The sequence below is a fragment of the Paenibacillus agricola genome (genome assembly GCF_011440305.1).
Lineage (GTDB): Bacteria > Bacillota > Bacilli > Paenibacillales > NBRC-103111 > Paenibacillus_S > Paenibacillus_S agricola.
Genome location: NZ_JAAOIW010000016.1, coordinates 1 through 26,234 on the forward strand (window position 1 = coordinate 1; position 26,234 = coordinate 26,234).

The following is a 26,234-nucleotide window of genomic DNA, read 5'->3' on the forward strand; positions in this document are numbered from 1 at the left end:
AGCACCTTGAGGACCAAGATCACCTTGAGGGCCAAGAGCACCTTGAGGACCAAGGGCACCTTGAGGACCAAGGGCACCTTGAGGGCCAAGAGCACCTTGCGGGCCAAGAGCACCTTGAGGACCAAGAGCACCCTGAGGGCCAAGATCACCTTGAGGACCAAGGGCACCTTGAGGGCCAAGAGCACCTTGCGGGCCAAGAGCACCTTGCGGGCCAAGAGCACCTTGCGGGCCAAGAGCACCTTGCGGGCCAAGAGCACCTTGCGGGCCAAAAGCACCTTGAGGACCAAAAGCGCCTTGAGGACCAAGATCACCTTGAGGACCAAGAGCACCTTGAGGACCAAGAGCACCTTGCGGGCCAAGAGCACCTTGCGGGCCAAGAACACCTTGCGGGCCTTGAGCACCTTGAGCACCTTGAGGACTCTGAGGACCTTGAGCGCCCTGAGCACCTTGAGGACCTTGGCGGCCTTGAGGACCCTGGGCTCCTTGTGCACCCTGAGCACCTTGAGGACCTTGGACTATTAGAGTACCTTGAGGGCCTTGGACTACTAGAGCACCTTGAGGACCTTGGGCACCTTGATCTCCCTGATCTCCCTGAGCACCTTTTGGACCTTGTGATCCTCGTTGTCCTCGTGATCCTCGTGATCCTCGTTGTCCTCGTAATCCTCGTGATCCTCGTGATCCTCGGTATCCTCGGTATTCTCGAGGTACGTTTATCTTCACTTGAACATTTTGTGAAGGTGTGCATGTGCATTTACTATGACCACATTGCGAACATTTTTTACGGATGCATGTGCATTTACTATGACCACATTGCGAACATTTTTTACGGATACATGTGCATTTACTATGACCACATTGCGAACATTTTTTGCGGATACATGTGCATTTACTATGACCACATTGCGAACATTTTTTGCGGATACATGTGCATTTACTATGTCCACATTTCAAACATTTTTTAATTTCACCCAATTTATCGTCTCCTTTCAAAGATTACTGTATTCTATGAGTCTGAAATTAATTGGACTGGACAAAAATCTATAAAAAACATTCAATTTAAAAAACACGGAATATCTTTAAATCTTTAAATCCATGAAAATATACAAGATTATACAAAAAACAGAATTTTGGAAATACAATATACCCTCTCATGGTGACAACAAAAAAAGGCCAGCTGTTAAGATGTACTTAACTTGTTGACCGGAAGGGATTTCTTTGGTTGAAATTCGTTGTAAGAATAAGGTGTACTCAGATGTGCTGAGGGCGGAGGCGGTTAGCGTTCTTATGCTGGACATTACATCTCTTAACTAACCGGTCTCATAGAATAGCTTGAAATTGCTCTCATTTCCTTTTTCTCTTCTTTTACACCTTAATAGGCTTAGGTTCCATGAGATTTTTCTTCAAGGCGTCGATGTATTCGTAGGGCGACAGATCATAAAGGCTGCCATGGATCCGTCGCTGGTTGTAGTCCTGAATAAATTGCGTGACGATCTCGTAGGTCTGTGGATGGATAGGCCTCGAAATTCATGACGCCCATAACATGCTGCTTCCAAAATCGAATGGAAAGATTCAATGTGCGCTAAATAAATGAGTTCTTTTTCAGGATGCTTTGAATGGATTCAATGCTGGCATTATCGTAGCAGTTGCCTTTTCAGCTCCTACTTGACTTGATCCCGCTAATTCTCAACATAGAATGGTATAATTTTACTATTCAAAATATAAGCTTGATCTTTTAAAAGTAACATGAATTATCCAAACTGCACCAATAAAATGTTTAGCAAAGAAATTAAATCGTGGGAAAATGAAAAAGGGTAATTCGTCGGAGGAGATGGTATTCACATTGATGATATCGTTTATTATCTTTTTCAAACAGGATCATCATCACGCTCGGATTTAACTAATTTATTAAATCTGATTGCTCTAATAACGCCAACACCAACAGTGTTCGGAGCGTCAACAAGCCTTGTGCAGGAGAGGTAGCCGCAGGCATAACGAGCGTAACGGTACCAGTAGCAGATGCGACAAGCTTGGCAATACGATCGTACCGAGTGGATATACCATCGCCATTCATATTTCAAGTAATAATAGTGTTGTAGGAACAAACGGTGCGATTGCACCACCAGTGTCCGCTACCATCGTCAATCTGGTGTTCAGAGTAACAACCTACAAGCTGGAAGCAACTTAATTCAAAATATTGTATAGCTAATCACATAGTTGAGTCGGAGATTGTGTTTTTACTCTAAAAACTTGTAAAACCTATCCATCATGGGATAGGTTTTTGTGTTATACAAAATGAAAATTATTCATGATAAGAAGGTGATCGGCTTAAGTTCCACGAGATTTAACTATCTGGAAATGGATGGACGTATCGGGCTGTGAGGGTGTATATTGAACTTGTGAAATTGCCTAAAGTATCTTTCTTTTTGATTTGTATTTTTGTATAATTGGGTAAAGCGCTTAACTAAGTACTTTTTGAGTAAAGGGTGAAAAGGTGTGAAAGCTATTGTTAAAGTACAACCAGGAGCGGGTCATGTAAAAAGGGTCGATATTCCCGAGCCAATATGCCAACCGGACGTTGGAGTTAAAATCGAAGTAAAGTTCGCCGGTATTTGCGGTACAGATTTGCATGTTTATCACGATACGTTCAAAAATTATCCTCCTGTTACACTTGGGCACGAATTTTCAGGTGTGGTGGTCGAAGTCGGTTCCGCTGTTCAACGTGTTAAAGTGGGAGATAGGGTGGCGGTTAATCCTTCGACGGCTGTCGTATGCGGGCAATGCGAATATTGTTTGCAAGGCTACTACATGTTTTGTTCGATCCGCCGCGGTATGGGTCATGGGGTTAACGGCGCTTTCACTAAATATGTCGCTGTACGCGAGGATCAAGTGTATGCGCTTCCAGATTATGTGTCACTAGAAGAAGCTGCATTAGCGGAGCCGTTGGCATGCGCGGTACAGGCAATCGAAGAGCTGACCGATTTACACGCCGGTGATGTTGTCCTGCTTTCAGGACCAGGTCCGATTGGCATGCTGTGCCTTCTGCTATTGCGAGCCAAAGGCTGCCGTGTTATCGTGGCGGGAACCGGCCAGGATCAATTGCGCCTTGAGATGGCGCTGCGACTGGGCGCAAGCATTGCTGTCAATGTAATGGCGGAGGATTTGCAGTCGATCATTCTCCGTGAAACCAACGGATTGGGCGTCGATGCCGTAGTGGAATGCGCAGGGGCCGGGGCATCGGTATTATCTTGTCTGAATGCGGTAAAACGTCTTGGTACCTACATCCAGGTCGGTATAATCGGCAAGGAAGTTACTTTGCCGTTTGACACGATCCTTTATAAGCAGCTTAAGCTTGTCGGTACGCTGGCGCATTCGCAAAAAACATGGGTGCGCGTCATTAAGCTGCTTCACCAACAGAAGCTGGCTTTGGCGGAAATGATTACCCACCGTCTGCCTATGAGTCGTTGGGAAGAAGCATTTGAGCTATGCGAGCAAAAGCAGGGACTTAAAGTATTTTTGACTTACGATGAATAGTGTTGACTTGTGATGAAATTCAGAGGCACTTCCTGCGAAAATTTCAGTACAGTCGGAATAGAGGCATATCGGTTCCGCTTTGAACAACTCGGTTTTACGAAAAGTATTGTCGTACCTATCAATTTATAGTAAGATCAAAGAAAGCGCTTAATCATTTGGATTAAGCGCTTTGCCAAGAAAGGTTAAGCGCTTAATCCAATATGAATGGAAGGGAGATTATCGAATGGACACGATTAGACTTACAATGGCGCAAGCACTTCTTAGATTTCTGGATAATCAATATACTTCGGAAGACGGCAAGGAAACCAAGCTAGTAAAAGGTATTATGGGAATTTTTGGTCACGGCAACGTAACCGGCATGGGTGAGGCGTTGGAACGAAGCGCCGGAGAACTGGTTTATATCCAGGGTAAAAACGAGCAGGGTATGGTCCATGCGGCGGCTGCTTATGCGAAGCAAAAAAATCGCAAGCAAATCTTTGCCTGCACAAGCTCAATCGGTCCGGGAGCCCTCAATATGATTACGGCAGCGGCGACCGCTACTGTCAATCGGATTCCTGTGCTGCTTCTGCCTGGTGATAATTTTGCATCAAGACAGCCGGATCCTGTGTTACAGCAGCTTGAGGTTGCGGGCGACTACACGATATCCGCGAATGACCCCTTCAAGAATGTCAGCAAGTACTGGGATCGTATCGTCAGACCTGAGCAATTACTTACGGCAGCAGTGCAGGCGGTTCGTGTACTTACAGATCCGGCTGAGATGGGTGCTGTAACATTGGCTCTCCCTCAGGACGTCCAAGCGGAGGCTTACGACTACCCGGCTTCCTTTTTTGAGAAAAAGGTGCATTATATCGACAGACGTCCGGCTGCGGCCGATGCGGTAAAACGTGCAGCTCAGCTGCTGAAGGGTAAACGCAGACCTTTGATCGTCGCCGGCGGCGGTGTGCTTTATTCATCCGCAAGTAAGGAGCTCGCAGCATTTGCCGAAGCATTTGGCATTCCGGTGGCGGAAACACAGGCCGGCAAAAGCTCGCTGCCATGGAACCATTCGATGAATGTCGGAGCTATCGGCGTAACGGGTGCGCTTGCGGCGAATCTGGTTGCCAAGGATGCCGACCTCATTATCGGTGTCGGAACCCGTTATTCGGATTTTACGACTGCATCCAAATCGGCATTTGCTAACCCAGACGTTCAATTTATTAATATCAACATTAGCGGCTTCGATTCGGCAAAGCTGAATGGAACGGGTATTACCGCAGATGCCAAAGAGGGATTGAAAGCGCTTCATGAGACTGCGGCAGCTTTCGACTATAAGAGCGGATACGCTGACGGGGAGATTACCTCACTTAAAGAGCGTTGGGACGGAGAGGTCGACCGTTTGTATGCGGCTCAGCATGAAGCGGGACTGGCGCAAACGCGGGTACTCGGAGTGATCAACGAGACAATCGATCCTTCATCTGTGATCGTTTGCGCGGCAGGAAGCCTGCCCGGTGACCTGCACAGGCTTTGGAGATCTGTGGAGCCGAAAACGTATCATATGGAATACGGATTTTCCTGCATGGGCTATGAGATTGCGGGAGCCTTCGGAGCTGCGCTCGCCGAGCCGGATCGCGAAGTATACGCAATTGTCGGGGACGGCAGTTATTTGATGCTTCATTCAGAGCTTGTTACAAGCCTGCAGGAAGGACGCAAAATAACGATTCTGCTGCTTGATAATCACGGCTTCCAATGTATTCATAACCTGCAAAGAGGACATGGCAGCGACGGCTTCGGCAACGAATTCCGCTACCGTTCCGAGGATACCGGACGTCTGACCGGCGGATATATGCCGATAGATTTTGCCGCTCATGCCCGCGCTTTGGGGGCAAAGGCCTATAAAGCGAATACGGCTGAGGAATTGAAAAAAGCGCTTTTGCTTGCAAAGCAGGAGACAGTTACGACTTTGATTGAGATTCCGGTTGTGCCGGGAACGAATACGGACGGCTACGAATCGTGGTGGAATGTAGGCGTACCGGAAGTATCGGTTAGCGATAAAGTGCTTACGGCGCATGAAGAGATGAAGGCCCGCATCCAATCCGTTAAACTCATTTGATAGTAAAGGAGAATCCGTACATGCTGAAACTGCCATTTAAATTGGGTATTCATCCGATCAACTGGGTAGGTGAGGACGTCAAGGAGCATGGTGATAACACGACTTTTGAGCAAATCGCCGACGATATTCAAGCTTTGGGCTTGACCGGAACAGAAATGGGGCGTAAATACCCCACCGATCCGGCAGCTTTAAAGAAAGAGTTGTCCAAGCGGGGCATTCAACTCGTTTCGCAGTGGAAATCGGTGCTTTTTTCCGATCCGTCTTACCGAGAACAGGAACTGAACGATTACCGGAAGCATGTTGAATTTTTAAAAGAAATGGGCAGCACTGTCATCAGCACGTGCGAGGTTGGAGGGTCGCTGCATTTTGACCCCAGACGTACCCCAAATGAAAAAGAGGTATTGCGGCTCGACGAGGCCGGCTGGCAGAGCCTGGCTGAAGGGCTTAACGCAGCTGGAGCTATCGCTCAGGAATACGGCCTGAAGCTGACCTATCATCATCATGGGGGGACTGCCGTGGAGCAGCCAGAGGAAATAGACCGTTTGATGGAGCTGACGGACCCGGCCAAGGTGTTTCTGCTCTATGACACCGGCCACGCTTATTACGGCGGTGCTGATCCATTGACTGTGCTGCGCGAGCATTATGACCGGATCGCTTACATTCACTTAAAGGATATTCGGCAGGAAGTGCTGGATGAAGCGCGTGCCGAGCAGGTGGATTTTGTGACTTGCATCCGAAAAGGCGTATTTACCGTACCGGGTGACGGATGTCTCGATTTTGCGCCCATATTCGCTGAGCTTATCACCCGTGGTTATAACGGCTGGGCCATGCTTGAAGGCGAGCAGGATCCAGCAGCACATCCGGCGTACGAATATGCCAAAAAATCTTTACAGTATATAGAAGCACTCAATTCAAAAGAAAGCAGGTAAAAAACCATGACTTATGTTTCCTTTCCTACTGGAAAAGCGTACGATTTTACAGCGATCGGAAGGCTTTGTATAGACTTGAACGCAAATGAAATCAATCGGCCTATGGAAGAAACGATGACTTTTACGAAATATGTAGGCGGCTCTCCGGCGAATATTACGATCGGGATGTCACGCTTTGGATTGAAGACGGCTTTTATCGGTAAAATCGCCGATGATCAAATGGGACGGTTCATCGCCGACTATTTGACCCGCAATCACATTGATACCTCTAATGTCGTCACAGATAAGACGGGTGCGGTAACCGGGCTTGCTTTTACGGAAATAAAAAGCCCGACGGAATGCAGCATTCTAATGTATCGTGATAACGTGGCTGATCTGCGCTTGACGGCCGACGAGGTCCAAGAGGAACTGATTGCGCAGTCAAAGGTGTTATTGATCTCGGGAACGGCACTTGCCCAAAGCCCATCCAGAGAAGCGGTATTTCAAGCGTTGAACTATGCCAAAAAGCACGGTGCGGTCATCGTATTTGACCTGGACTACCGGCCGTACACCTGGGTATCGCCGGAAGAAACAGCGGCTTACTACAATCTGGCTGCGGAAAAATGCGACATTATCCTCGGCACGCGCGAAGAGTTCGATATGATGGAACGTTTAGAGCAAAACCCTGAGCATAGTGATAACGTGACTGCTTCCAAATGGTTTGATTATTCAGCCAGGATCGTCATAATCAAACACGGCAAGGAAGGTTCAATCGCTTATACGAAGGACGGCGAAGGTCATAAAGCCAAGAGCTTTCCGGCCAAGGTCGTGAAAACATTCGGCGCCGGCGACTCGTATGCCGCAGGTTTCCTTTACGGAGTTATGCAGGGCTGGACGCTGGAGAAAAGCATGGAGTTCGGCAGTGCTGCGGCCTGCATCGTCATTTCCAGCCACAGCTGCTCTGACGCGATGCCAACGGCTGAGGCCGTTCATGATTATATCGAACGCTGCAACCGCGGGGAAATAACCGCTTCTTAAGATCTAATTAAAATGAAATGAGTAATTGGAAGGGGAAATAGAAGATGGCTGAAATTTTGAAAAACTGGATTGGCGGCACATGGGTGGCATCCGAATCCACAACCAACGAACCCGTCTATAATCCGGCTACCGAGGAAGTACTGGCTTTGGTTCCGATCTCTACCAAGGGGGATGTGGACCGTGCAGCTCATGCTGCGAAGGCGGCTTTCGAAACGTGGAGCCGTACGCCTGTTCCGCGTCGCGCGCGTGTTTTGTTCAAATATCAGCAGCTGCTGGTGGACCATTGGGAAGAATTGGCTAAGCTGGTTACGAAAGAAAACGGCAAAAGCTACAACGAAGCCTATGGTGAGGTACAGCGCGGCATCGAATGTGTAGAGTTCGCAGCGGGCGCTCCGAACCTGATGATGGGCAAGCAGCTTCCGGATATCGCCTCCAATCTGGAATCGGGCATGTACCGCTACCCTGTAGGCGTAGTTGGCGGAATCACACCGTTTAACTTCCCGATGATGGTTCCTTGCTGGATGTTTCCGCTTGCGATTGCCTGCGGCAACACCTTTATCCTGAAGCCATCCGAGCGCACTCCGCTGCTGGCTGGCCGTTTGGCCGAGCTGTTCAAGGAAGCAGGGCTTCCGGACGGCGTGTTTAACATCGTACACGGCTCCCATGATGTGGTTAATGGTATTTTAGAGCATAAGGACATTAAAGCGATCTCGTTCGTTGGCTCCCAGCCGGTAGCCGAGTATATTTACAAAACAGCTTCGGCGCATGGCAAACGCGTTCAGGCTTTGGCGGGCGCGAAAAATCATTCGATCGTTATGCCGGATGCAGATTTGGACGGTTCCGTGAAAGAAATTATTAACGCTGCCTTCGGATCGGCGGGTGAGCGCTGCATGGCCTGCTCCGTTGTTGTAGCTGTCGGCGATATCGGTGATGAATTGGTGAACAAGCTGGTCGAAGCGGCGAACCAACTCACGATTGGAAACGGCGCAAATGATGGTGTTTTCCTTGGACCGGTTATTCGCGGAGCTCATAAAGAGCGTACATTAAAATATATTGAAATCGGCGAAAATGAAGGTGCGCTGCTTATTCGCGACGGTCGTAAAGATGCGGCTTCCAGTGGCGAAGGCTATTTTGTAGGACCTACCATATTCGATCAGGTTTCGAGCGATATGAAAATTTGGGAGGATGAAATTTTTGCTCCCGTGCTTTCTGTTGTCAGAGTTCCGACCTTGGAAGAAGCGGTTGAAGTGTCTAACCGCTCCGAATTAGGCAATGGAGCTTGCTTATTCACAAAAAGCGGCAGCAGCGCAAGACAGTTCCGCGAAACGATCGAATCCGGTATGCTGGGCATCAATTTAGGCGTACCCGCACCTATGGCCTTCTTCCCTTTTTCCGGCTGGAAAAACTCATTCTACGGCGATCTTCATGCCAACGGTACGGATGGCGTAGAATTTTATACACGCAAAAAGATGGTAACGGCCCGTTGGTAGTTTAAGAGGAAGGCTAACAGGCAGCAGGCTGGTTGGGCCGTGCAAGTATGCAAAATCAACAGTTGCCTGTAGGCTTCAGCTACAAGGAATTTTGAAGGAGTTGAATACAAACTTATGACACTCGTTTCTATGAAAGACATGCTGCTACAGGCACTAAAAGGCAACTATGCGGTCGGGCAGTTTAATTTGAATAATCTTGAATTTACGCAAGCGATTCTTCAGGCGGCGCAGGAGGAACAAGCACCCGTTATTCTCGGAGTCAGCGAAGCTTATATCCCCTATATGGGCGGACTTCCCTGCATTGCGGGTATGGTCAAGGCTTTGATTGAGCATTACGGCATTACGGTACCGGTCGCGCTTCATCTGGACCACGGCTCTACTTACGAGGTTTGCATCCGGGCGCTTCATGCCGGGTTTACCTCCGTAATGATCGATGCTTCGCATCATTCGCTTGAATTCAATATTGACGTGACACAGCGGGTTACGCAGGCGGCGCATGTAATTGGAGCCACGGTGGAAGCGGAGCTTGGCCGGATTACCGGTCGCGAGGACGATCTTGTGGTAGACGATGCTGATGGTATGTACGCGGTGTCTGAGGATTGCGTCGCGCTTGTTAATGCTACGGGGATCGACTGTCTGGCGCCGGCTCTCGGCTCGGTGCATGGTCCATATCGCGGACAACCGAAACTGGGCTTCGAGCGTATGGAAGAAATTCAAAAGCTGACGGGGCTGCCGCTGGTTCTTCATGGAGGAAGTGGTTTGCCGGATGCTGAAATACGCCGGGCTATTGAGCTTGGCACGAGTAAAATCAATGTGAATACCGATAATCAAATGGCGTGTACGGCGACGATCCGCAGGTTTTTGAATGAAAATCCGCAGGCCTATGATCCTCGTAATTATTTAATTCCGGCAAGGGAAGCCATTATGGCGTCCGTGCAAGCAAAAATTCGTTTGTTCGGCAGTTCAGGAAAAGCGGGAGGGAGCTAATCATGAAAAAAATCAGGATCGGCATTATCGGAGCAGGACGTATCGGAAAAATTCATACCGATAATTTAATGCGGCTGCCTCAAGCCGAAATCGTCGCAGTCAGTGACTTGTTTGCGGGCCCGGAGCTGGAAGCCTGGGCTCAAGAAAGAGGCATTGCCATCGTGACCAAAAACAGCAATGAGATCTTAGCGAATCCCAATATTGACGCCATCTTTATTTGTTCATCTACAGACACCCACGTACCGTTAATTAAACAAGCGGCGCAGGCGGGAAAGCATATTTTTTGCGAAAAGCCGGTTAGTATGGAAATTAAACAAACGGAGGATGCTCTTGAAGCTGTTCGCCAAGCGGGCGTTAAGCTGCAGGTCGGCTTCAACCGTCGTTTCGACCATAACTTCAAGCGTGTGCGCGAGCATGTTCAGGGGGGCACAATCGGGGAACCGCATATTATCAAAATCACTTCCCGTGACCCGAACCCGCCACATCCGGATTACATCAAAGTATCCGGCGGTATTTTTATGGATATGATGATTCATGACTTTGATATGGCGCGTTTCTTATCGGGCAGCGAGGTTGAAGAAGTACATGCCATGGGCAACGTGCTGATAAATCCGGTATTTGCCGAGCATGGCGACTTGGATACGGCTATCGTGACATTGCGCTTCAAGAACGGCGCCTTAGGCGTTATCGACAATAGCCGGCAGGCCGTTTACGGCTACGACCAGCGGGTTGAAGTATTTGGTTCCAAAGGGAGCGCAGCAGCAAATAATGATCATCCGAATACGGCGGAAGTCAGCACATCGGAAGGCATTGTGCGCGATAAACCGCTGCATTTCTTTTTGGAGCGGTACAATGAGGCTTACATTGAAGAAACACAAATCTTTATAGACTGTCTTCTGAACGATAAGCCGCTTCCTGTAGACGGCAATGATGCCCTGCAGGCCGAACGTATCGCTCTGGCAGCCAAGCTATCCATCTCCTTGAGCCGCCCCGTAGCTATCAGTGACATAGCAGAGCTTTCCAAACAACTGTCAAAATCCGTTTAAATCCCCTGAAAACTCAGGATCACTTACGAAGTTAGTTTGTCTTAGCAAACTCTGAAGGAGGAACAGTCTATGTCTAAACTGATTGTAAAACCCGAGCAAGTACCAGGTCCGGAAGGAACGCTTTTGACAGTAACGCCTGAATCGGCCGGCTGGGAATATGTGGGCTTTGAGGTCGTCAGGTTATTGGAAGGCCAAACGCTGGCGCGCGAAACCGGTGGGCTGGAGGTATGCCTCGTCCTGCTGAGCGGTAAAGCCGACGTATCGACCCGTCACGAGCAGTGGAAGGGTATAGGGCAGCGAATGAGTGTGTTTGAGAAAACACCTCCTTTCTCCGTATACGTCCCGAATGAAGACCAATACTCCATACGCGCATTGACCGCGCTGGAGATAGCAGTTTGCACGGCGCCAGGAGAGGGCAATCACAAGGCACGTTTGATCGGGCCCGACCAGGTCGGCGTGGAAATTCGCGGATACGGCAATATCGAGCGTCAGGTGCATAATATTTTGCCTGAGCAGGAACCGGCCGACAGCTTGCTGGTGGTGGAGGTTTTTACACCAAACGGCCATTGGTCGAGTTACCCGCCACATAAGCACGACCGGGATGCGCTTCCCGAAGAATCGCTGCTGGAGGAGACTTACTATTTCCGCGTCCAGCCGGAGCAGGGCTTTGCGATTCAGCGGGTTTACACGGATGACCGCTCACTCGACGAAACACTGGTTGTTAAGGATGGACAGGCGGTTTTGGTACCAAAAGGGTATCATCCCGTTTCCGCGCCTCCGGGCTACGACGTTTATTATTTAAACGTAATGGCGGGCCCGAATCGCATTTGGAAATTTAACAATGATTCGGAGCATGCCTGGATTATGACCAAACCCAATGTATAATCCCTATCAGGTTGCAACTTTTTCCGCTATTCTTCATAATAGAAAGAAAACCTATTCTTCTAAGTGAAGAAAGCAGCAAGCGAGGAAAAAAATGAGAGCAACAATTTACGATGTCGCGCGTGAAGCCGGAGTATCGATCGCGGCAGTTTCACAGGTTGTCAACGGTAAAGGGAAAATTAGCGAAGAGCGGCGTAACGAAATTATGCTTGTGATGGAGCGTCTACAGTATCAGCCCAGTCATATTGCAGCTGCTTTAACAGGTAAAAAAACATATACACTTGGACTGCTTGTGCCGGATATCTCGAATCCTTTTTTTGCCGAAATCGCCCGTGCTGTTGAAGATCAGGGTGACCATCAGGGCTACAGTTTGGTCATTTGCAGCACGGACAACAAGGACGAGAAGCTGGAGCGCTATTTATCGCTGCTGCAGCAAAAAAGCGTCGATGGAATGATCATTGGTACCGGGTTGAAGAAAAAAGAAATGCTGAACCAACCGATAGAAAGATCGGTTCCGATCGTGATGATTGCCCGGGAAATGCCAGATCTGGATGTCCAGACAGTAGTTGTGGATGACTTTGAAGGCGGCAGCCTGGCCGCACGGCATTTACTTGATCTGGGACACAGTCGTATTGGGGTGCTTGCCGAGCACCCCAATGTAAGCAGCAGCCGTGAAAGGATCCGCGGGTTTCGCCAAATCTTGACGGAGTCGGGTCTGGAGCTTCCTGAGCACAGGGTGGTGGCAAGCGGAGCTGACCTTGTGAAAGACGGGAAGCGCCACGCCCTGGAGCTGCTACAAAGCGAAGAACGTCCTACCGCCCTATTCTGCTGCAACGACTTGTTGGCTATCGGAGCACTTCAGGCTGCCAAGGAGCTGGAAGTACGCGTACCGGCTGAGCTATCGATTGTCGGTTTCGACAATACAATACTTGCGTCGGTCACGGATCCCCCGCTTACTACCATCGCTCAGCCTACCGAGCTGATGGGCAAAATGGCTGTCGATCTACTGCTCGGACAGTTGAAAAAGAAACCAGATATCAAGCAGCGGACGGTGCTAAGACCGGAGCTTGTAATCAGGCATTCAACAGCTGTGCCAAGTACGACACCTACAATATGAGCAGTCGTACGTGAGTGTGACAGCGAAGCATTATCAAATAGACTGCCGAGAAACTTCGGCAGTCTATTTGCGCTGCAGTCCATACGCACAGGCGGCAGGGTACGTACGCAGCCGTTCACCCCATGCTTAAGTCATGCGCCGAACGTTCGGAAATGCAAATCAACATCAGTGGAAATGAGTTTAAAGTTGGGAATATCCGTCCTTTTGTTCCACTGGGTAGGCATCATGAATACCTTGATATCGATAACAAGAAAAGGAAGAGAGCCCATGCTAACTTATGTTGTTCAACAAGGCGATACGCTTTATCTCATTGCCACACGTTTTGGTATCACGGTACAGGCGTTAATGAGTACAAATAATCTGTCATCATCCGCCCTTTATATAGGGCAAAAGCTAACCATTCCCTTAACCATGCCTTTCAGGTACCTAGTGAAGTCAGGCGATACGCTCTATTGGATTGCACAGAGATTCAATACGACTCCGGAAGCTATAATGATTCTCAACGGATTAACATCTACATCGCTTTATGTAGGCCAAAGTCTGCTTATTCCCATCTATACCGAAGTGGTAGTCATCGTCGATAGAGCCAATGTGCGCAGATACGCAGGAACAGGATTTCCGGTCATCGCCCGGATGGAGCGTGGTACCCGCCTTCCTGTAACGGGTATTGCGGGAGATTGGATTCGGGTTCGCCTGTATAATGAACAGACGGGTTGGATATTCCGCGATATCGTAAATTTGGTTCCGCATAGCGGGGAACGTCCAGTTATAGAAATATTCAGTTATTATACAGAAGAAGAAGGACCGACATTGCCCAGTTCTCAACAATTCTTCGTCGAGCAAGTCAATCAGCAATCCAATATCGGTATGTTCCACTTTCGAATAGACAAAGAGAATCCGACGCAGGTTGAGAAATTTCCTGTTTTTGAAGATGCTCATATGCGGGAAGTTGTTGATTTCGGCCACCGCCACAATATCAAAATGCTGGCCACCGTCCATAACCTGCTGTATGAACGGGGAAAACAAGAGGCCAATAAAGAAGTAATCCGACAAATGCTGGCCACCCTCAACACCCGCAGAGCTTTTATCCAAAATATGATAAAACTGCTGCAGTCCTACAATTTTGACGGCGTAAATATCGATTTCGAAGATGTGTATTACGAGGATAGAGAGTTGCTTTCTGCTTTCTACAGAGAATTAGGCCAAGGACTAAAAAACATGGGGTTATATTATTCTGTAGCTGCCCCGTCACGAACCTCGGATGCTCCGACCAATGCATTTTCCGCTCCTTTTAATTATGCTCTTCTCGGGGAAGTAGCCGATGAATTGGTGGTCATGCTCTATAATGAACATGGTTGGCCGGGAAGCGGACCTGGACCGGTCGTTTCCATTGGGTGGATGGAAAGCGTCATCCGTTATGCATTAACCAAAATGCCAGGCAGAAAAATTACTGCAGCTGTTTCCGTATTCGGCTTTGACTTCAATTTGACGACCGGAAGGAATACTTATGCGACTTACGACATGGCAATGAATCTTGCAAAAAAATACAATAAGCCCGTCATTTTTGATCAAAAAACGCAAACACCTATGTTTGCTTATAAGGACGAATCGGGAAATGACCACGAGGTATGGTTTGAAAATGCAGCGAGTATCCGTGCCAAGCTTCAACTAGCCAATCGTCTTGGAATCCGGGGGCTAGCCCTTTGGCGTTTGGGAATGGAGGATCCGAATATATGGGGAATGATTGCAACCGAATTTGTAGTAGAGAAAAGTGTCACTTAAATACTTTATCCATCATTACAGTGTTCGGCGACCATCTGAATGTTTAGGAACAAATAACCTTCCCATACCAATTGGGAGGGTTTTCCTCGATGTCTTAACACTATCTTAAAAATACCTTAACACTGTGTTTATATGACGAAAATAATTCTAGCTTATCCTAAAATTGGATCGTACTAAGTGTAATGCCGTTGTCGCTGCTAAGCCGGGATATTAAGTATGTACGTTGATTGTAATTGACAAATCCGCAAGTGCTACCACAAAACGGGAGGTAATTATCAATGCGTCTGGTTCTCATGGGAGATTTTCATTATTCACGAATGGAATACGGTTCTGAAGAGATGTTAGAGGCTAGGGACCAAGCTTATGCGATCATGCTCAACAGTTTTTTGGAATTGGATGGACAGCTCCATATTTCTATAGGTGACCTTACCAATAGAGGCGTTCCTGAGGAATTCAATTATATTTTTGACCGGATTGGCAGCAGCGACCGTAATTTTATACATGTCCTGGGTAATCATGACACATACTCCATCCCGAAAAAAGACATTTTGGCCATTACCGGACAGCACCGTTACAGTTCGATCGAAACAGAGGATGCTGTACTGATCTTTCTCGATTCGACCAAAGAAATGAACCTGACCGATTGGGGTGGGGAAATGGATGCAGAGCAGTTAGCATGGCTGCAGAACCAGCTTGAACAATCGGGTGAGAAACCAGCCTTCGTTTTCGCCCATCATCCCGTATATGGAACTACTACGCGTTCTACTATGGAAAAACTGAGCATCCATCCGGATATTGATATGAAGGCTGTATTACATACAAAAAAAGGGCCAGGATTTTACTTCTGTGGCCACAATCATGTGAATTCGATCGTCCAACAGGATGGATGGTATTACATTCAAACAGCTGCATGCCTGGATATTCCTGCCTTCCGTGTCATTGACCTTCAAGAGGGTCTGGTTACATCACAGCTGTTAACGATTGATCATGAGGAGCTTACAGGCCATATAAACCGTTTTAATACGAAAATGCAAGGATTCACGCCAGTACTGGGCGCACATGGAGAAGACACCGATTGGAATATACAGGTGGATATACTGGAGTTCGTCAAGTAAGAAAAGCAATAAGCACCCCCTAGAATTTCAATCATATGTGAGCATTCGATCTAGCTAGGAGGCGTTAACGGATGAAGAGACATTGGAATGATGAAGGTGAAAACTTTTTAAAAAGGTTAGCCACGCACAGGATGGTCGCTTCTATAAAAGAGCCGAAACAAATCGAGCTTGCCTTATCACTCAGAAACCAACTAAGCGGCGTATTTCTGCTAACCGGGCATATTGGGGTAATTAAAGGCTATGTAGATTTATTTAAAAATCATGATGTACCGTTTTTTTTGCATTTGGAGAAGATAGGCGGCTTATCCACCGACTCTTATGGGCTTGATTACTTGGCTAAAGTTATTAAACCTACCGGGGTCATTACCACAAAAACAAATGTTGTAAAAACAGCAAAAAAAATGGGGCTTTTCACCATTCAACGTTTCTTTCTTGTGGATACTGAAGGGCTGGAGAACATATCCAAAAGCCTCAGCCAATTTGAGCCTAATATCATTGAAGTAATGCCGGCCCGGATTCCGGAAATGATTGGAGAGATAAAAAAGTTCACTTCCCTCCCGATCATCACTGGTGGCTTATTGTTTGAACGGAGCCAGGCGATGGAATGTTTGAGACAGGGTGCGACCGCGGTATCTTCATCCAAATCGGAATTGTGGCGTGAAACGTATCCCACTCAAGAAAAGAAGATTCTGAACATTGTATAGCTATTCATTTGCATATTCTTAATATCGGGATAACATTCCATTAATAATCAACGGTTATTATTAGGTTATGAAAAGTAAATAGCATTGGGTCGGAGCAAAGGAGAAGCCTAATCAACTGCTGATGTAAAATCAGTGGTGGATTAGGCTTCTTCTTTTGTATTAAAAATTGGGAGGGTTTCAAATGTTAAAGAAAAAAAGTTTATCCATTCTTGCACTAAGCTCGGTAATTATGCTTTCGGCGTGCGGTTCCAACGGTACAGGCGGTACGGCCACCAATTCAACTGCGGCCACTGGCAAGATCGTAATTAAGTATTGGACGGCGAATGGCGGGAAAATTGAAGAAGCTAAACAAAACCTTGTGAAAAAATTTAATGAATCGCAAAACCGCATTGAAGTGCAAGCAGCGAACCAAGGAAATTATGATGACCTTCATGCGAAAGTGCAAGCCGCATATGCTGCTGGAAACGCACCAGGAGTATTTGACCTGGAAATTTCATCCACCGGAATTTTTTCCCGATCAGGCATGCTGGTAGATTTAACACCACTTGCTGCAAGAGATGAGGCCGAACTTAATATTAAGGACTTTAATCCAGGTCTCATGGGAAATGCATATGTGGACGGCAAGCTTTATGGCATTCCGTTTATGCGAAGCACCCCGATCTTCTACAAGAATGTCACGATGTTAAAAGAGGCTGGTTTGGATCCGGCTGGTCCTAAAACTTGGACGGAATTGGAGCAGTATTCCCAAGTGTTGAAGTCCAAAGGCAAGACACCGACGACAATGGCCATCGGCGTCTGGGAATATGAGGCGTTGGTTGCTCAGAGCGGAGGAAAGGTACTGGCTGAAGACGGGAAGAAAGCTTTATTTAACTCTCCTGAAGGGGTTGCACCTGTAGAGTTCTGGAAGAAAATGTCCAATGACGGCCTCATCAAATTTGTAGTAGGAAAGACAGCGGGAGCGGATGCAGATAAGGATTGGACCAACCAAATTTCTGCTTTTAAAATTGGATCTACTGCAGGTGTTGCAGCAGCCATGGAGATTTCTAAAGGCAATAACTTTGAGATGGCAACCGACTTTATGCCTGCTAATAAAAACTATGGCGTTCCGACCGGCGGATGTCACCTGGTCATAACATCGAAGCTTAGTGAGAAAGAAAAAGAGGCGACTTGGGAATTCATTAAATTTATGACAACAAAGGAAAATACAATCTATCAGCATAAGTATGTCGGATACCTGCCAAACCGTCTTTCTGCTTTACAAAGCGAAGAATTACAAACTTACTATAAAGAGTTTCCGCAATACAAAGTAGCCTCGGATCAATTAAAGTATGCCGTACCGCGTCCGAACGCAAATGCATACTCCGAAGTTTCGAAAGTGCTCATAGATGCTATGACAAAAGCAATACTCGAACCGAATGTGAAGGCGCAGGATTCAATGAATGAGGCAGCGGAAAAAGCAAACAAATTGTTGAGTAAGTAAATCTACCCATAGGGATCTCGATCTCTAGTCCCATATGGGAGGAGCTAACTTCCGGTTCTGGAAGCTGGAAGTTAGTCCTCCCCTATGTTCATCACGATATGAAAGGCTGTGCTCGATGTGGAGTGGCTGTCTAAGATTAAAGTAATTATTTTTGATATGGACGGGACTCTTTATCAGGAAGACACTTTTGTGGAGCGTTATATCAGCTATTTGTTGGAAGGCAGTGTTTCCAAACAACAAATAGAAGCAGCTACAGTCGAGGCAAGAAAGATTATAGAGGGTAATCACCCTATTAAGCTCGGTCATTTTTATCATAAAACTGATGATGTGGCATTGGTACCGAGTAACGGAGCTTTTAATCAGGCTTTAACAGCGCTAGGCCTCGCACTTGACGAGCAGAAGTTTCGCGAGCAATATGAATCCTTATCTCTTCATGATTCCAACCTTATTTATATGGGTGATCCATGGGGGGTTGTCGCAGCAATCCGTCACAAATACAAGATCCCAGAAGATAAAATGAACTACGCTTTTGAACGTATCCGTGAGGAAATGATTCTTGAGCCTTATTTATTCGCATACCCTATCGAAATGCTGCAAGCCATTCAACAATTAGATGCGGTAGAGAAAAAGATTCTGATGACGAATACGTACGAAAAGTCAGGTATCGCCTTTTTGGAATATATGCAGATCCTTCACCTGTTTGATGAAATCTATTGCGGTGCGGAGAAACCATTGGGTATAAAGAAGTATGTCGAGACTTTACTTGAACAGGGATATGAGCCCCATGAAATCTTATCAATCGGAGATAATCCGTGGAACGACCTATACCCCGTAAAGCAAATCGGCGGCAGAACCTGTTTTATTTCACCTTACCCGAGCGGCGATAATCATCTATGGGATTTGCGTTTACACGCCTTGGATGAACTGAAGCAGTTGATGTTCGACATCCAGGTCTATAAAACGGCCCGAATAACATCTTAATAAAGCTTCAAAGAAAAGGAGGCCATTCTATGGCAAAGATCATCTTAAAAAATATTGCCAAAATGTATAAAGACGAAACCATCATCAGCAATTTAAACCTTACCATTAAAGACGGATCGTTTACAGTGCTCGTTGGTCCGTCCGGTTGTGGGAAATCCACGACCTTACGAATGATTGCAGGCCTTGAAAAGGAAAGCGGCGGAGAAATCTGGATTGGCGACAAATGTGTAAACCATACTCAGCCCGGACTTCGGGATGTTGCGATGGTTTTCCAGAATTATGCGTTGTACCCAACCATGACCGTTCGCGAAAATATTGAATTTGGGCTCAAAAACCGCAAGGTACCCAAACCAGAACGGGAAATTTTGATCCGTGATATTTCTGAAATCGTCGGATTAACGCCTCACCTCGATAAGAAGCCGCAAAACCTGTCTGGAGGCCAACGACAAAGGGTTGCGCTTGCCAGAGCGATGGTAAAGAAACCCAAGGTGTTTATCTTGGACGAACCACTCTCCAATTTGGACGCAAAGCTTCGCAGCCAAATGAGAACGGAATTGATTCAGCTTCATCGGAGGCTAGGTTCTACCTTCGTTTATGTGACCCATGATCAAGTGGAAGCCATGTCGATGGGAGATGAAATTGTCGTCATGAACAAAGGGGTGATTCAACAAGTGGATTCACCTATGAAGCTCTATAACGATCCGGAAAACCTGTTTACTGCCCAGTTCATTGGAACTCCGGCGATGAACATCTTCAATTTCAATGCGGTTCAAAACTTGGAGGTAGAGACGACAGCCAAGATCGGCTATATCGGCTTCCGGGCTGAGCATGTGCTGATGAGTGCGAAGGAGCATGCAGAGGGATTTGCCATTGAAGGGGAAATCATTACCCGAGAGAGTCTGGGTGCGGAAATTATTTATCAGATCCAATCGGCTGCTGGCATATTTTTCGTAAAGTCCTTCCTTGCACCTATGGAGACGGCAACCCACATCAAAGCGGTTATTCCATATAATCATCTCTACTATTTCGATCTGGATGGACGAAGAATCCGTGGTCTGGAAGTAACGCAGAAGCCAACGCTTGTAACGGTCGGCGGTGTATGAGATGACTCTGTGGGGAAAGCTGCGTCCGTACGCGATGGTTGCTCCGGCAATTACTATATTTTCATTATTTTTTATATATCCGATCCTTTATATGATCTACCTGAGTATGTATGAATGGAATTTTATAAGCCCCAACAAAAATTTTGTCGGTTTGCAAAATTTTACCGACCTCTTGCAGGAAAAAGATTTTATACAAGTGATAACAAACTCTACGATCTACACTATTTTAACAGTTACGTTCATCATAGGAATCTCATTACTATTCGCTCTGTGGTTAAATAGAATCGGCACGTTTCATAGCTTTGTACAAGGTGCGATTTTTAGTCCGCATATCGTTTCTTGGGTATCCATATCAATGATTTGGACCTGGGTAATGGATCCTCAATTTGGCTTGTTAAACTGGTTCATCGGTTTGTTTGGTTTTGGTAAACTCGCATGGCTTTCATCTACGAGCACTTCTCTGATCTCGTTAGTCATTGTCGCTGTATGGAAAGGGCTTGGCTATAACACTTTAGTTTTTATCGCTGGGCTGCAAAGTATTCCTAAAGACATCTATGAAGCCGCATCCCTTGACCAATCGAATCGTTGGACTACCTTTCACAAGCTGATTTTCCCAATGCTGTCTCCCACCATCTTTTTCCTGGTAATTATCAATATGATCGGTTCGTTCCAGGTTTTCGAGACGATAGCGATCATGACTCAGGGAGGACCGGTTAATACAACCAATACGTTGGTTTATTACATTTATGAATATGGATTTCGATTCTTTAAAATCGGTTACGCTTCTGCGGCAGGTGTCATTCTACTGTTTATTGTTGGGGTATTAACCCTAATCTACTTTAAAATGATGTCCAAACGTGTTCATTATCAATAAGAAAGGGTGAATCCTTTGAAGGCAGACCACACGATTGATGCTGATCGTACTTTGTTCACTATTAACAGCAAAGAAGACATCGTTTCTAGAATGTTAAAATACTTATTACGAGCTGTAAATGTGATTTGCATGCTCCTGTTGGTAGCCATATTTGCAATGCCCTTTGCCTGGATGCTTTCTACTTCATTAAAGACGCTGCCCGAAACGATGATTTTCCCACCCAATTGGATTCCAAAGCATTTGGAATGGGGCAATTTTGCCCGCGCTTGGGGCTCAGGCCCCTTTTTACACTATCTGATGAATAGCATCATTATTTCCATAGGTATCCTATTCATGCAGATGCTGACCATTATTCCGGCGTCCTATGCTTTTGCACGTTATAAGTTCAAGGGCTCGGGATTTTTATTCGGAATGGTTATGGTTACCTTAATGATCCCTTCCCAGTTGATCTTCCTGCCTGTTTATTTGCAGCTGAGCGCCTGGGGTCTGCTTAATACACATCTAGCGCTCATCCTTCCGTTTGCATCCAGTGCCTTTGGTATTTTTCTCCTAAGGCAATCGTTCAAACAAATCCAGGAAGAATTGATCGAAGCCGCGCGATTGGATAGTGCGAAGGAGTGGCAGATCATATGGAAATTGATGGTGCCCATGGCCAAACCGGTACTGGCGACCTTCGCTTTATTCAGCTTTATTGCCCACTGGAATGATTATTTCTGGCCCTTGGTAATGACTACAGATGAAGCAGCAAGAACACTGCCCTTGGGGATTGCAAAGATTCGGGAAGAAGAAGGGATGGCTAACTGGAATGTGCTAATGGCCGGCAATATGATCCTGGTAACGCCGATTTTGATCGTATTTTTCTTTGCACAACGGCATATTATTCAAGCCTTTGTCTATACTGGCGTAAAATAAACGATCTGAAAGGAAGACTATATCATGATTAAAATCGTCGCACACCGCGGTTGGTCGGGGAAAGCACCTGAGAATACGTTAGCCGCTATCGAGTTAGCCTTGGCTGAATCAGCTATTGATATGATTGAATTTGATGTGCATCTTTCTAAAGATGGGGTGCCTGTAGTCATACACGATCACACTTTGGAGCGCACTACCAATGGAAAAGGTAGGGTAAACCAACATACTTTTGACGAATTGCGCCAATTGGATGCAGGGAGTTGGTTTGCCCCAGAATTCAAAGGGGAAACCATACCTTCCTTGGAGGAAGTTCTGAAGTTGGCCAAAGGACGCTGCAAACTGGCCGTGGAATTAAAGACGAAGGCAAACAATTATGAAGGAATCGAACAAAAAGTGATTCAGAAGGTCCATCAGTACGGTATGGGGGACCAGGTCGTTCTTTCTTCTTTCGATCATGACTCCATGAAACAGGCAAATGAGGTGGATTCCTCCATCGCCACCAGCCTCATTTTTTTTGGTAAACCGACGTTGATTTGGGAGCAGCTGCAATATACAGGAGCAATAAGTTTTTCCATCAATCATAGCTTTTCCAGCCCCGCTTTTATCAACGAGATGTTGGACAAAGGGATCGATGTCGGCATCTGGACTGTGGATGATCCGGAAACGCTTCAAAAAATAGTGCTTGCTCATCCTAATGTGCGTATTACGACGAATCATCCGGATCGCCTGCTCACAGTTATCAAAAAGTGAAAAGCAAGCCAAGCCCTAATCTAGATTTGCCTGCTGGTTAAAACCTACAGGCTTTCTTTGCATTTCACGTAAATAAAAAGGATAATGGAGATGGCTTAATTCCATTTAGCAGCAATGGTTTTCTTCTTACTTTTGAATAGTTTATGCAACATACTTTCTTTTCTTTTTTCGGCTAATATACGATTGACACCGTAGAGAAGAACCTTTGATCTCATTTCGTCTTCATGTTTTAGCTTATGCAACTCTTTTATAAATTTATCATCCAATAGGATCATCTCCTTAAGAGAAACTTGGCTTCTATTTTGATTATACGATCACTCTTGTCCTAAAGTATGTCATATTTTGAACGCAACTTAACACTTCTTTTGTCGAACACAGATAGGAGGGATACGTAGAAAAGTACATAAACCATATTTTGTGTGCGAACATAACTTGTAGGGTACGAACTCAAACTGGATGTGATCGCATGAGAATCAGAGTCCAAAGTCAAATTGGAGTCAATGTAAAGGCAGTTGTGAAGGATTCGATTATTCATGTTAGTGAAGAAGAACTGAAACGAGATATAAGAAGCATAGTTGCATTCTGGGCTGAACAAAGATTGCGTGAAGACGGATGGCCTATCCCGAATAGCACAAAGGATATAAGAGAATATTTAATTGAAAATGGAGTCATCAGTGAAGTAGTAGAAGAAGATCAGAACTTGTATTAAATTTAAGAATAGCAGCTCATCGTATCGTTTCGTACTAATGGGCTTCTTTTGATTGTGTGATTATTAATGTGGATAAGGCGAAAGAGAAAGCTTTGAACATTACGTACTTGATGGTGAGCAGATTACTCAGTCTGTGATGACATGGGGACAGCATCTTTTTTTTATTTTCCTACCGGTCTATACTGTATGTTATGGGAAGAGGTGACTTATTAGGATGCATAACCGCTCAGATGTCAAACAGAGTAAACTTGAGCTTCACATGGAAGGGTTGCAGGCATGGCGGGTGGAACGTATGTCCGGAGATGGTCATCCATATCTTCTAGTGGACATGGCCAAGCCTGTTCGGACACTGAACTCCTCGCCATGGGGAGGCGGGTTCGGTCATCACAGGTTCTTAGTGAATCGGCAAGTCGACATGACCTATAACAATGAGGATCCCATCTCTGAGATGGAGATTTTCCTGGACAGGCAGCAGTTGGATGTCCGAGCGACGGCTTGCCTGATGACCGCCGCTCGGGTCGCAGACATCTCAGTGGAAAGCGCCTCCTATGGGGAGGCGAAGGTAACAAGTCTCGTTACTGTCGGACTAGGTAACAAGGCTCGTGCGGGGCTGGCTGTGCCAAGTCCGCAGTTGTACCCAGGCACGATCAACTCCATTGTATTAGTGAGTGGCACCATGACGGACTCTGCTATGGTGAATGCCGTGATAACCGCTACCGAAGCGAAAAGCGCGGCATTACAGGAGCTAGACGAGCGCGTTGAGGGGGCCGGGTATGCCACAGGGACGACATCGGATGCGGTGCTGATCGCATCAATCGGAAACGCATCCATGCACCGCTACGCGGGTACAGCGACAGAGGTCGGCTATCTCATCGGACGGACGGTATACGAAGCGACAGTTAGCGCAGGACGCCGGTACCAAGCGTATGTCCGCAGCAAGTGAGCTACTCATTATACAAATATTTCCCCCTTTGACAAAGAGTCGCGTAAATCGCGGCTTTTTTTGTTGTATTTCTTTTTCAGAAGAGCAGACTTATAATAGGACTAGTTTTAAATTTGACCATTTGGAGATGAGCAAGTGAAGCTAAAGCATAAATATTTGCTACTGTCCGTACTTTTTATGGCCTTTCCGCTTCTGGCTAGCCTGCTGTTTACTTACAATGAAATTCAAAAGCAATACCGGGGGGAGATTATTACCTCGCACCTGCAGCTGATGAACCAGTTAAACCGGAATATTCAATATTCGGTCAACGAGCTGGATAACAAGCTCATGAGTATTTATGAGACATCGGATGTGTATGATTATTTAATCAATTTGACGAATACGAATACGATTTCCCCGGAAAGGCAGCAGAGAATGGAAACCCTGCTGAAGGTGCTGACCTTATCAATGAAGGGCTTTAGCAGCGTTTACTTGTATTTGGATGCTAAGCAATATCTTTACAGAGTGGATTATCTGAATTTAGGGCTTTTAAATAGCTTCACGCCGAAGGATAGAATTTGGTTGAATGAGGTTGAGCAGGGTGGCGGTGCGATGACGATCCATACCTCTTCTTCAGAGGATGTAAATGAAGTATTTATCGGGAGGGCAATATCCGACGTCATTCAGAAAAAGAAGGTAGGGGTACTTGGCTTGGGCCTGAACAAAAAGTTTTTTGTCGATTTATTCGGCGAGGATTATGCAAGCGATTACATTCAGGTCAACGACTCCAAAGGGAATGTTATTTATGAAACCCGAAAGCTGGATTTGCAAAAGAACCAGGTCTATGTAATTCGAAGCGAAGAAAATAAATATGGCTGGTTTGTGGTGAAGTATATCCCCCAATCCATCGTGAAGCAGACCGCCTGGAATTCGATTAAATTTACGATTTATTTGGGAGTCGGCGTCCTGATTGTCGGCATTGTGCTATGGCTGCTGTTCGCCCAGCAATTTTACCGCCCGATTGTCAGCCTGGCGCAGACGATGAAAAATGTGGGGAACGGTAATTTTAAGCTCGATATTGCAAATCCGATCAATGAAAGGCAGGATGAAATCGGATTTCTGTCACGGCAGTTCCACACAATGGTGTTGAAGCTGGAGGCTATGATCCAGAATGAATATGAGCTCAAATTACAGGAATCGTATTCGCGGGTAAAGGCGCTGCAGGCACAGATCAATCCACATTTCCTGTATAATACGTTGACCTCGATGTATTCGGAGGCATTGGATGCAGGAGCCACATCGATTTGCTCGATGATCAAATCCTTGTCCTCAATATTCCGCTATACGATCGAATCCGAGCATGATCTTGTGTCTTTATCGCGGGAGATTGAGCATGTCCGCCATTATTTACAAATTCAGAAATATCGGTTCGAGGAGAAGCTGAGCTTTCACATCGATATCGATGAAGCCTTCATGGATGTACCTTGTGTAAAGTTGTCGCTACAGCCTATTGTTGAGAATGCGATTTTGCATGGAATTACGAGAAAAGGCTGGGGAGCTTTAACGATTACCGCCAAAAAGGAAGGTGGCCAAATTATGATTATGATATCGGACACGGGCTGTGGGATTTTACCAGAAAGGCTTATGGCCCTACAGCTAGGTCTGAATGTCGATGCGGGGGAAGACAACCATATCGGGTTAAGCAACGTCCAGCAAAGAGTACAGCATTTTTTCAAGGATTCAACGGGTATTCAATTGCAAAGTCAATTTGGTGAAGGAACAGAGGTTTCTGTCATTTGGAGGGTGGATTAAAG

At 46.3% G+C, this 26,234-nt stretch carries 24 protein-coding genes; 22 read left to right on the plus strand and 2 right to left on the minus strand.

Annotation, left to right across the window (positions count from 1 at the left end):
- On the minus strand, positions 1–491 hold a 491-nt coding region (locus G9U52_RS30160; protein ID WP_279538774.1), incomplete at its 3' end, for a hypothetical protein.
- Positions 492–1,963: 1,472 nt separating this feature from the next.
- Between G9U52_RS30160 and G9U52_RS30165 the strand changes: the two genes are divergently transcribed.
- From G9U52_RS30165 to G9U52_RS30255, 19 genes are all read left to right on the plus strand, one after another.
- Positions 1,964–2,185 (plus strand): hypothetical protein, encoded by a 222-nt coding sequence (locus G9U52_RS30165; RefSeq protein WP_166154692.1) that lies wholly within the window; start codon positions 1,964–1,966, stop codon positions 2,183–2,185.
- Positions 2,186–2,493: 308 nt separating this feature from the next.
- Positions 2,494–3,531 carry a zinc-dependent alcohol dehydrogenase gene (locus tag G9U52_RS30170; RefSeq protein WP_166154694.1) on the plus strand — a complete coding sequence of 346 codons (1,038 nt, stop codon included), beginning with the start codon at positions 2,494–2,496 and terminating at the stop codon, positions 3,529–3,531.
- A gap of 223 nt (positions 3,532–3,754) precedes the next feature.
- On the plus strand, positions 3,755–5,620 hold the full coding sequence (gene iolD / locus G9U52_RS30175) for a 3D-(3,5/4)-trihydroxycyclohexane-1,2-dione acylhydrolase (decyclizing) (protein ID WP_166154696.1): 1,866 nt from the start codon (positions 3,755–3,757) through the stop codon (positions 5,618–5,620).
- A 20-nt stretch (positions 5,621–5,640) separates the two neighbouring features.
- Positions 5,641–6,549 carry a myo-inosose-2 dehydratase gene (iolE, locus tag G9U52_RS30180; protein WP_166154698.1) on the plus strand — a complete coding sequence of 303 codons (909 nt, stop codon included), beginning with the start codon at positions 5,641–5,643 and terminating at the stop codon, positions 6,547–6,549.
- Between the two features lie 6 nt (positions 6,550–6,555).
- The gene (iolC, locus tag G9U52_RS30185; RefSeq protein WP_166154700.1) at positions 6,556–7,566 is read left to right on the plus strand and encodes a 5-dehydro-2-deoxygluconokinase; all 1,011 of its coding nucleotides are present in this window, start codon (positions 6,556–6,558) and stop codon (positions 7,564–7,566) included.
- 44 nt (positions 7,567–7,610) lie between these two features.
- Positions 7,611–9,056, plus strand: a complete 1,446-nt coding sequence (locus tag G9U52_RS30190; protein ID WP_166154702.1) for a CoA-acylating methylmalonate-semialdehyde dehydrogenase — start codon at positions 7,611–7,613, stop codon at positions 9,054–9,056.
- Between the two features lie 114 nt (positions 9,057–9,170).
- Positions 9,171–10,043, plus strand: coding sequence for a class II fructose-1,6-bisphosphate aldolase (gene fba / locus G9U52_RS30195; RefSeq protein WP_166154704.1), 873 nt, complete (start codon positions 9,171–9,173; stop codon positions 10,041–10,043).
- 2 nt (positions 10,044–10,045) lie between these two features.
- Positions 10,046–11,089, plus strand: a complete 1,044-nt coding sequence (iolG, locus tag G9U52_RS30200) for an inositol 2-dehydrogenase (RefSeq protein WP_166154706.1) — start codon at positions 10,046–10,048, stop codon at positions 11,087–11,089.
- 69 nt (positions 11,090–11,158) lie between these two features.
- Complete coding sequence (iolB, locus tag G9U52_RS30205; protein ID WP_166154708.1) at positions 11,159–11,974, plus strand: 5-deoxy-glucuronate isomerase; 816 nt, start codon at positions 11,159–11,161, stop codon at positions 11,972–11,974.
- A gap of 91 nt (positions 11,975–12,065) precedes the next feature.
- Complete coding sequence (locus G9U52_RS30210) at positions 12,066–13,088, plus strand: LacI family DNA-binding transcriptional regulator (protein ID WP_166154710.1); 1,023 nt, start codon at positions 12,066–12,068, stop codon at positions 13,086–13,088.
- Between the two features lie 267 nt (positions 13,089–13,355).
- Positions 13,356–14,870 carry a LysM peptidoglycan-binding domain-containing protein gene (locus G9U52_RS30215; RefSeq protein WP_166154712.1) on the plus strand — a complete coding sequence of 505 codons (1,515 nt, stop codon included), beginning with the start codon at positions 13,356–13,358 and terminating at the stop codon, positions 14,868–14,870.
- A 278-nt stretch (positions 14,871–15,148) separates the two neighbouring features.
- A complete protein-coding gene (locus G9U52_RS30220; RefSeq protein WP_166154714.1) occupies positions 15,149–15,985 on the plus strand; it encodes a metallophosphoesterase family protein in 837 nt (278 codons plus the stop codon).
- A gap of 71 nt (positions 15,986–16,056) precedes the next feature.
- Positions 16,057–16,689, plus strand: coding sequence for a glycerol-3-phosphate responsive antiterminator (locus G9U52_RS30225; RefSeq protein ID WP_166154716.1), 633 nt, complete (start codon positions 16,057–16,059; stop codon positions 16,687–16,689).
- A gap of 181 nt (positions 16,690–16,870) precedes the next feature.
- Positions 16,871–18,169, plus strand: a complete 1,299-nt coding sequence (locus G9U52_RS30230; RefSeq protein ID WP_166154718.1) for an ABC transporter substrate-binding protein — start codon at positions 16,871–16,873, stop codon at positions 18,167–18,169.
- Between the two features lie 108 nt (positions 18,170–18,277).
- Positions 18,278–19,150, plus strand: a complete 873-nt coding sequence (locus G9U52_RS30235; RefSeq protein WP_207953309.1) for an HAD family hydrolase — start codon at positions 18,278–18,280, stop codon at positions 19,148–19,150.
- A 29-nt stretch (positions 19,151–19,179) separates the two neighbouring features.
- Positions 19,180–20,253: an ABC transporter ATP-binding protein gene (locus G9U52_RS30240; protein WP_166154722.1), complete on the plus strand. Its 1,074-nt coding sequence runs from the start codon at positions 19,180–19,182 to the stop codon at positions 20,251–20,253.
- A gap of 1 nt (position 20,254) precedes the next feature.
- On the plus strand, positions 20,255–21,127 hold the full coding sequence (locus tag G9U52_RS30245) for a carbohydrate ABC transporter permease (RefSeq protein ID WP_166154724.1): 873 nt from the start codon (positions 20,255–20,257) through the stop codon (positions 21,125–21,127).
- Between the two features lie 90 nt (positions 21,128–21,217).
- Positions 21,218–22,039 (plus strand): carbohydrate ABC transporter permease, encoded by an 822-nt coding sequence (locus G9U52_RS30250; RefSeq protein WP_166154900.1) that lies wholly within the window; start codon positions 21,218–21,220, stop codon positions 22,037–22,039.
- Positions 22,040–22,063: 24 nt separating this feature from the next.
- Positions 22,064–22,789, plus strand: a complete 726-nt coding sequence (locus G9U52_RS30255; RefSeq protein WP_166154726.1) for a glycerophosphodiester phosphodiesterase — start codon at positions 22,064–22,066, stop codon at positions 22,787–22,789.
- Between the two features lie 95 nt (positions 22,790–22,884).
- Here G9U52_RS30255 and G9U52_RS30260 read toward each other — a convergent pair whose 3' ends face one another.
- Positions 22,885–23,055: a hypothetical protein gene (locus G9U52_RS30260; RefSeq protein ID WP_166154728.1), complete on the minus strand. Its 171-nt coding sequence runs from the start codon at positions 23,053–23,055 to the stop codon at positions 22,885–22,887.
- Positions 23,056–23,255: 200 nt separating this feature from the next.
- Here G9U52_RS30260 and G9U52_RS30265 point away from each other — a divergent pair, with 200 nt between their 5' ends.
- The 3 genes from G9U52_RS30265 to G9U52_RS41085 all read left to right on the plus strand — a co-directional run bounded on the left by G9U52_RS30265 (position 23,256) and on the right by G9U52_RS41085 (position 26,232).
- On the plus strand, positions 23,256–23,498 hold the full coding sequence (locus G9U52_RS30265; protein ID WP_166154731.1) for a hypothetical protein: 243 nt from the start codon (positions 23,256–23,258) through the stop codon (positions 23,496–23,498).
- A gap of 214 nt (positions 23,499–23,712) precedes the next feature.
- Positions 23,713–24,441, plus strand: a complete 729-nt coding sequence (locus tag G9U52_RS30270; protein ID WP_166154733.1) for an adenosylcobinamide amidohydrolase — start codon at positions 23,713–23,715, stop codon at positions 24,439–24,441.
- A gap of 135 nt (positions 24,442–24,576) precedes the next feature.
- Positions 24,577–26,232 carry a sensor histidine kinase gene (locus G9U52_RS41085; protein WP_166154735.1) on the plus strand — a complete coding sequence of 552 codons (1,656 nt, stop codon included), beginning with the start codon at positions 24,577–24,579 and terminating at the stop codon, positions 26,230–26,232.
- The last annotated feature ends 2 nt before the right edge of the window (positions 26,233–26,234 follow it).

Bases quoted from the DNA above. Each gene is read 5' to 3' on its own strand.
- G9U52_RS30230 (WP_166154718.1), top strand. From the start codon at position 16,871: ATGTTAAAGAAAAAAAGTTTATCCATTCTTGCACTAAGCTCGGTAATT.
- iolE (WP_166154698.1), top strand. From the start codon at position 5,641: ATGCTGAAACTGCCATTTAAATTGGGTATTCATCCGATCAACTGGGTA.
- G9U52_RS30245 (WP_166154724.1), top strand. From the start codon at position 20,255: ATGACTCTGTGGGGAAAGCTGCGTCCGTACGCGATGGTTGCTCCGGCA.
- iolG (WP_166154706.1), top strand. From the start codon at position 10,046: ATGAAAAAAATCAGGATCGGCATTATCGGAGCAGGACGTATCGGAAAA.
- G9U52_RS30210 (WP_166154710.1), top strand. From the start codon at position 12,066: ATGAGAGCAACAATTTACGATGTCGCGCGTGAAGCCGGAGTATCGATC.
- G9U52_RS30225 (WP_166154716.1), top strand. From the start codon at position 16,057: ATGAAGAGACATTGGAATGATGAAGGTGAAAACTTTTTAAAAAGGTTA.
- G9U52_RS30250 (WP_166154900.1), top strand. From the start codon at position 21,218: ATGTTAAAATACTTATTACGAGCTGTAAATGTGATTTGCATGCTCCTG.
- iolB (WP_166154708.1), top strand. From the start codon at position 11,159: ATGTCTAAACTGATTGTAAAACCCGAGCAAGTACCAGGTCCGGAAGGA.
- G9U52_RS30265 (WP_166154731.1), top strand. From the start codon at position 23,256: ATGAGAATCAGAGTCCAAAGTCAAATTGGAGTCAATGTAAAGGCAGTT.
- G9U52_RS30215 (WP_166154712.1), top strand. From the start codon at position 13,356: ATGCTAACTTATGTTGTTCAACAAGGCGATACGCTTTATCTCATTGCC.
- G9U52_RS30270 (WP_166154733.1), top strand. From the start codon at position 23,713: ATGCATAACCGCTCAGATGTCAAACAGAGTAAACTTGAGCTTCACATG.
- fba (WP_166154704.1), top strand. From the start codon at position 9,171: ATGACACTCGTTTCTATGAAAGACATGCTGCTACAGGCACTAAAAGGC.
- G9U52_RS30240 (WP_166154722.1), top strand. From the start codon at position 19,180: ATGGCAAAGATCATCTTAAAAAATATTGCCAAAATGTATAAAGACGAA.
- iolD (WP_166154696.1), top strand. From the start codon at position 3,755: ATGGACACGATTAGACTTACAATGGCGCAAGCACTTCTTAGATTTCTG.
- iolC (WP_166154700.1), top strand. From the start codon at position 6,556: ATGACTTATGTTTCCTTTCCTACTGGAAAAGCGTACGATTTTACAGCG.
- G9U52_RS30255 (WP_166154726.1), top strand. From the start codon at position 22,064: ATGATTAAAATCGTCGCACACCGCGGTTGGTCGGGGAAAGCACCTGAG.
- G9U52_RS30190 (WP_166154702.1), top strand. From the start codon at position 7,611: ATGGCTGAAATTTTGAAAAACTGGATTGGCGGCACATGGGTGGCATCC.
- G9U52_RS30220 (WP_166154714.1), top strand. From the start codon at position 15,149: ATGCGTCTGGTTCTCATGGGAGATTTTCATTATTCACGAATGGAATAC.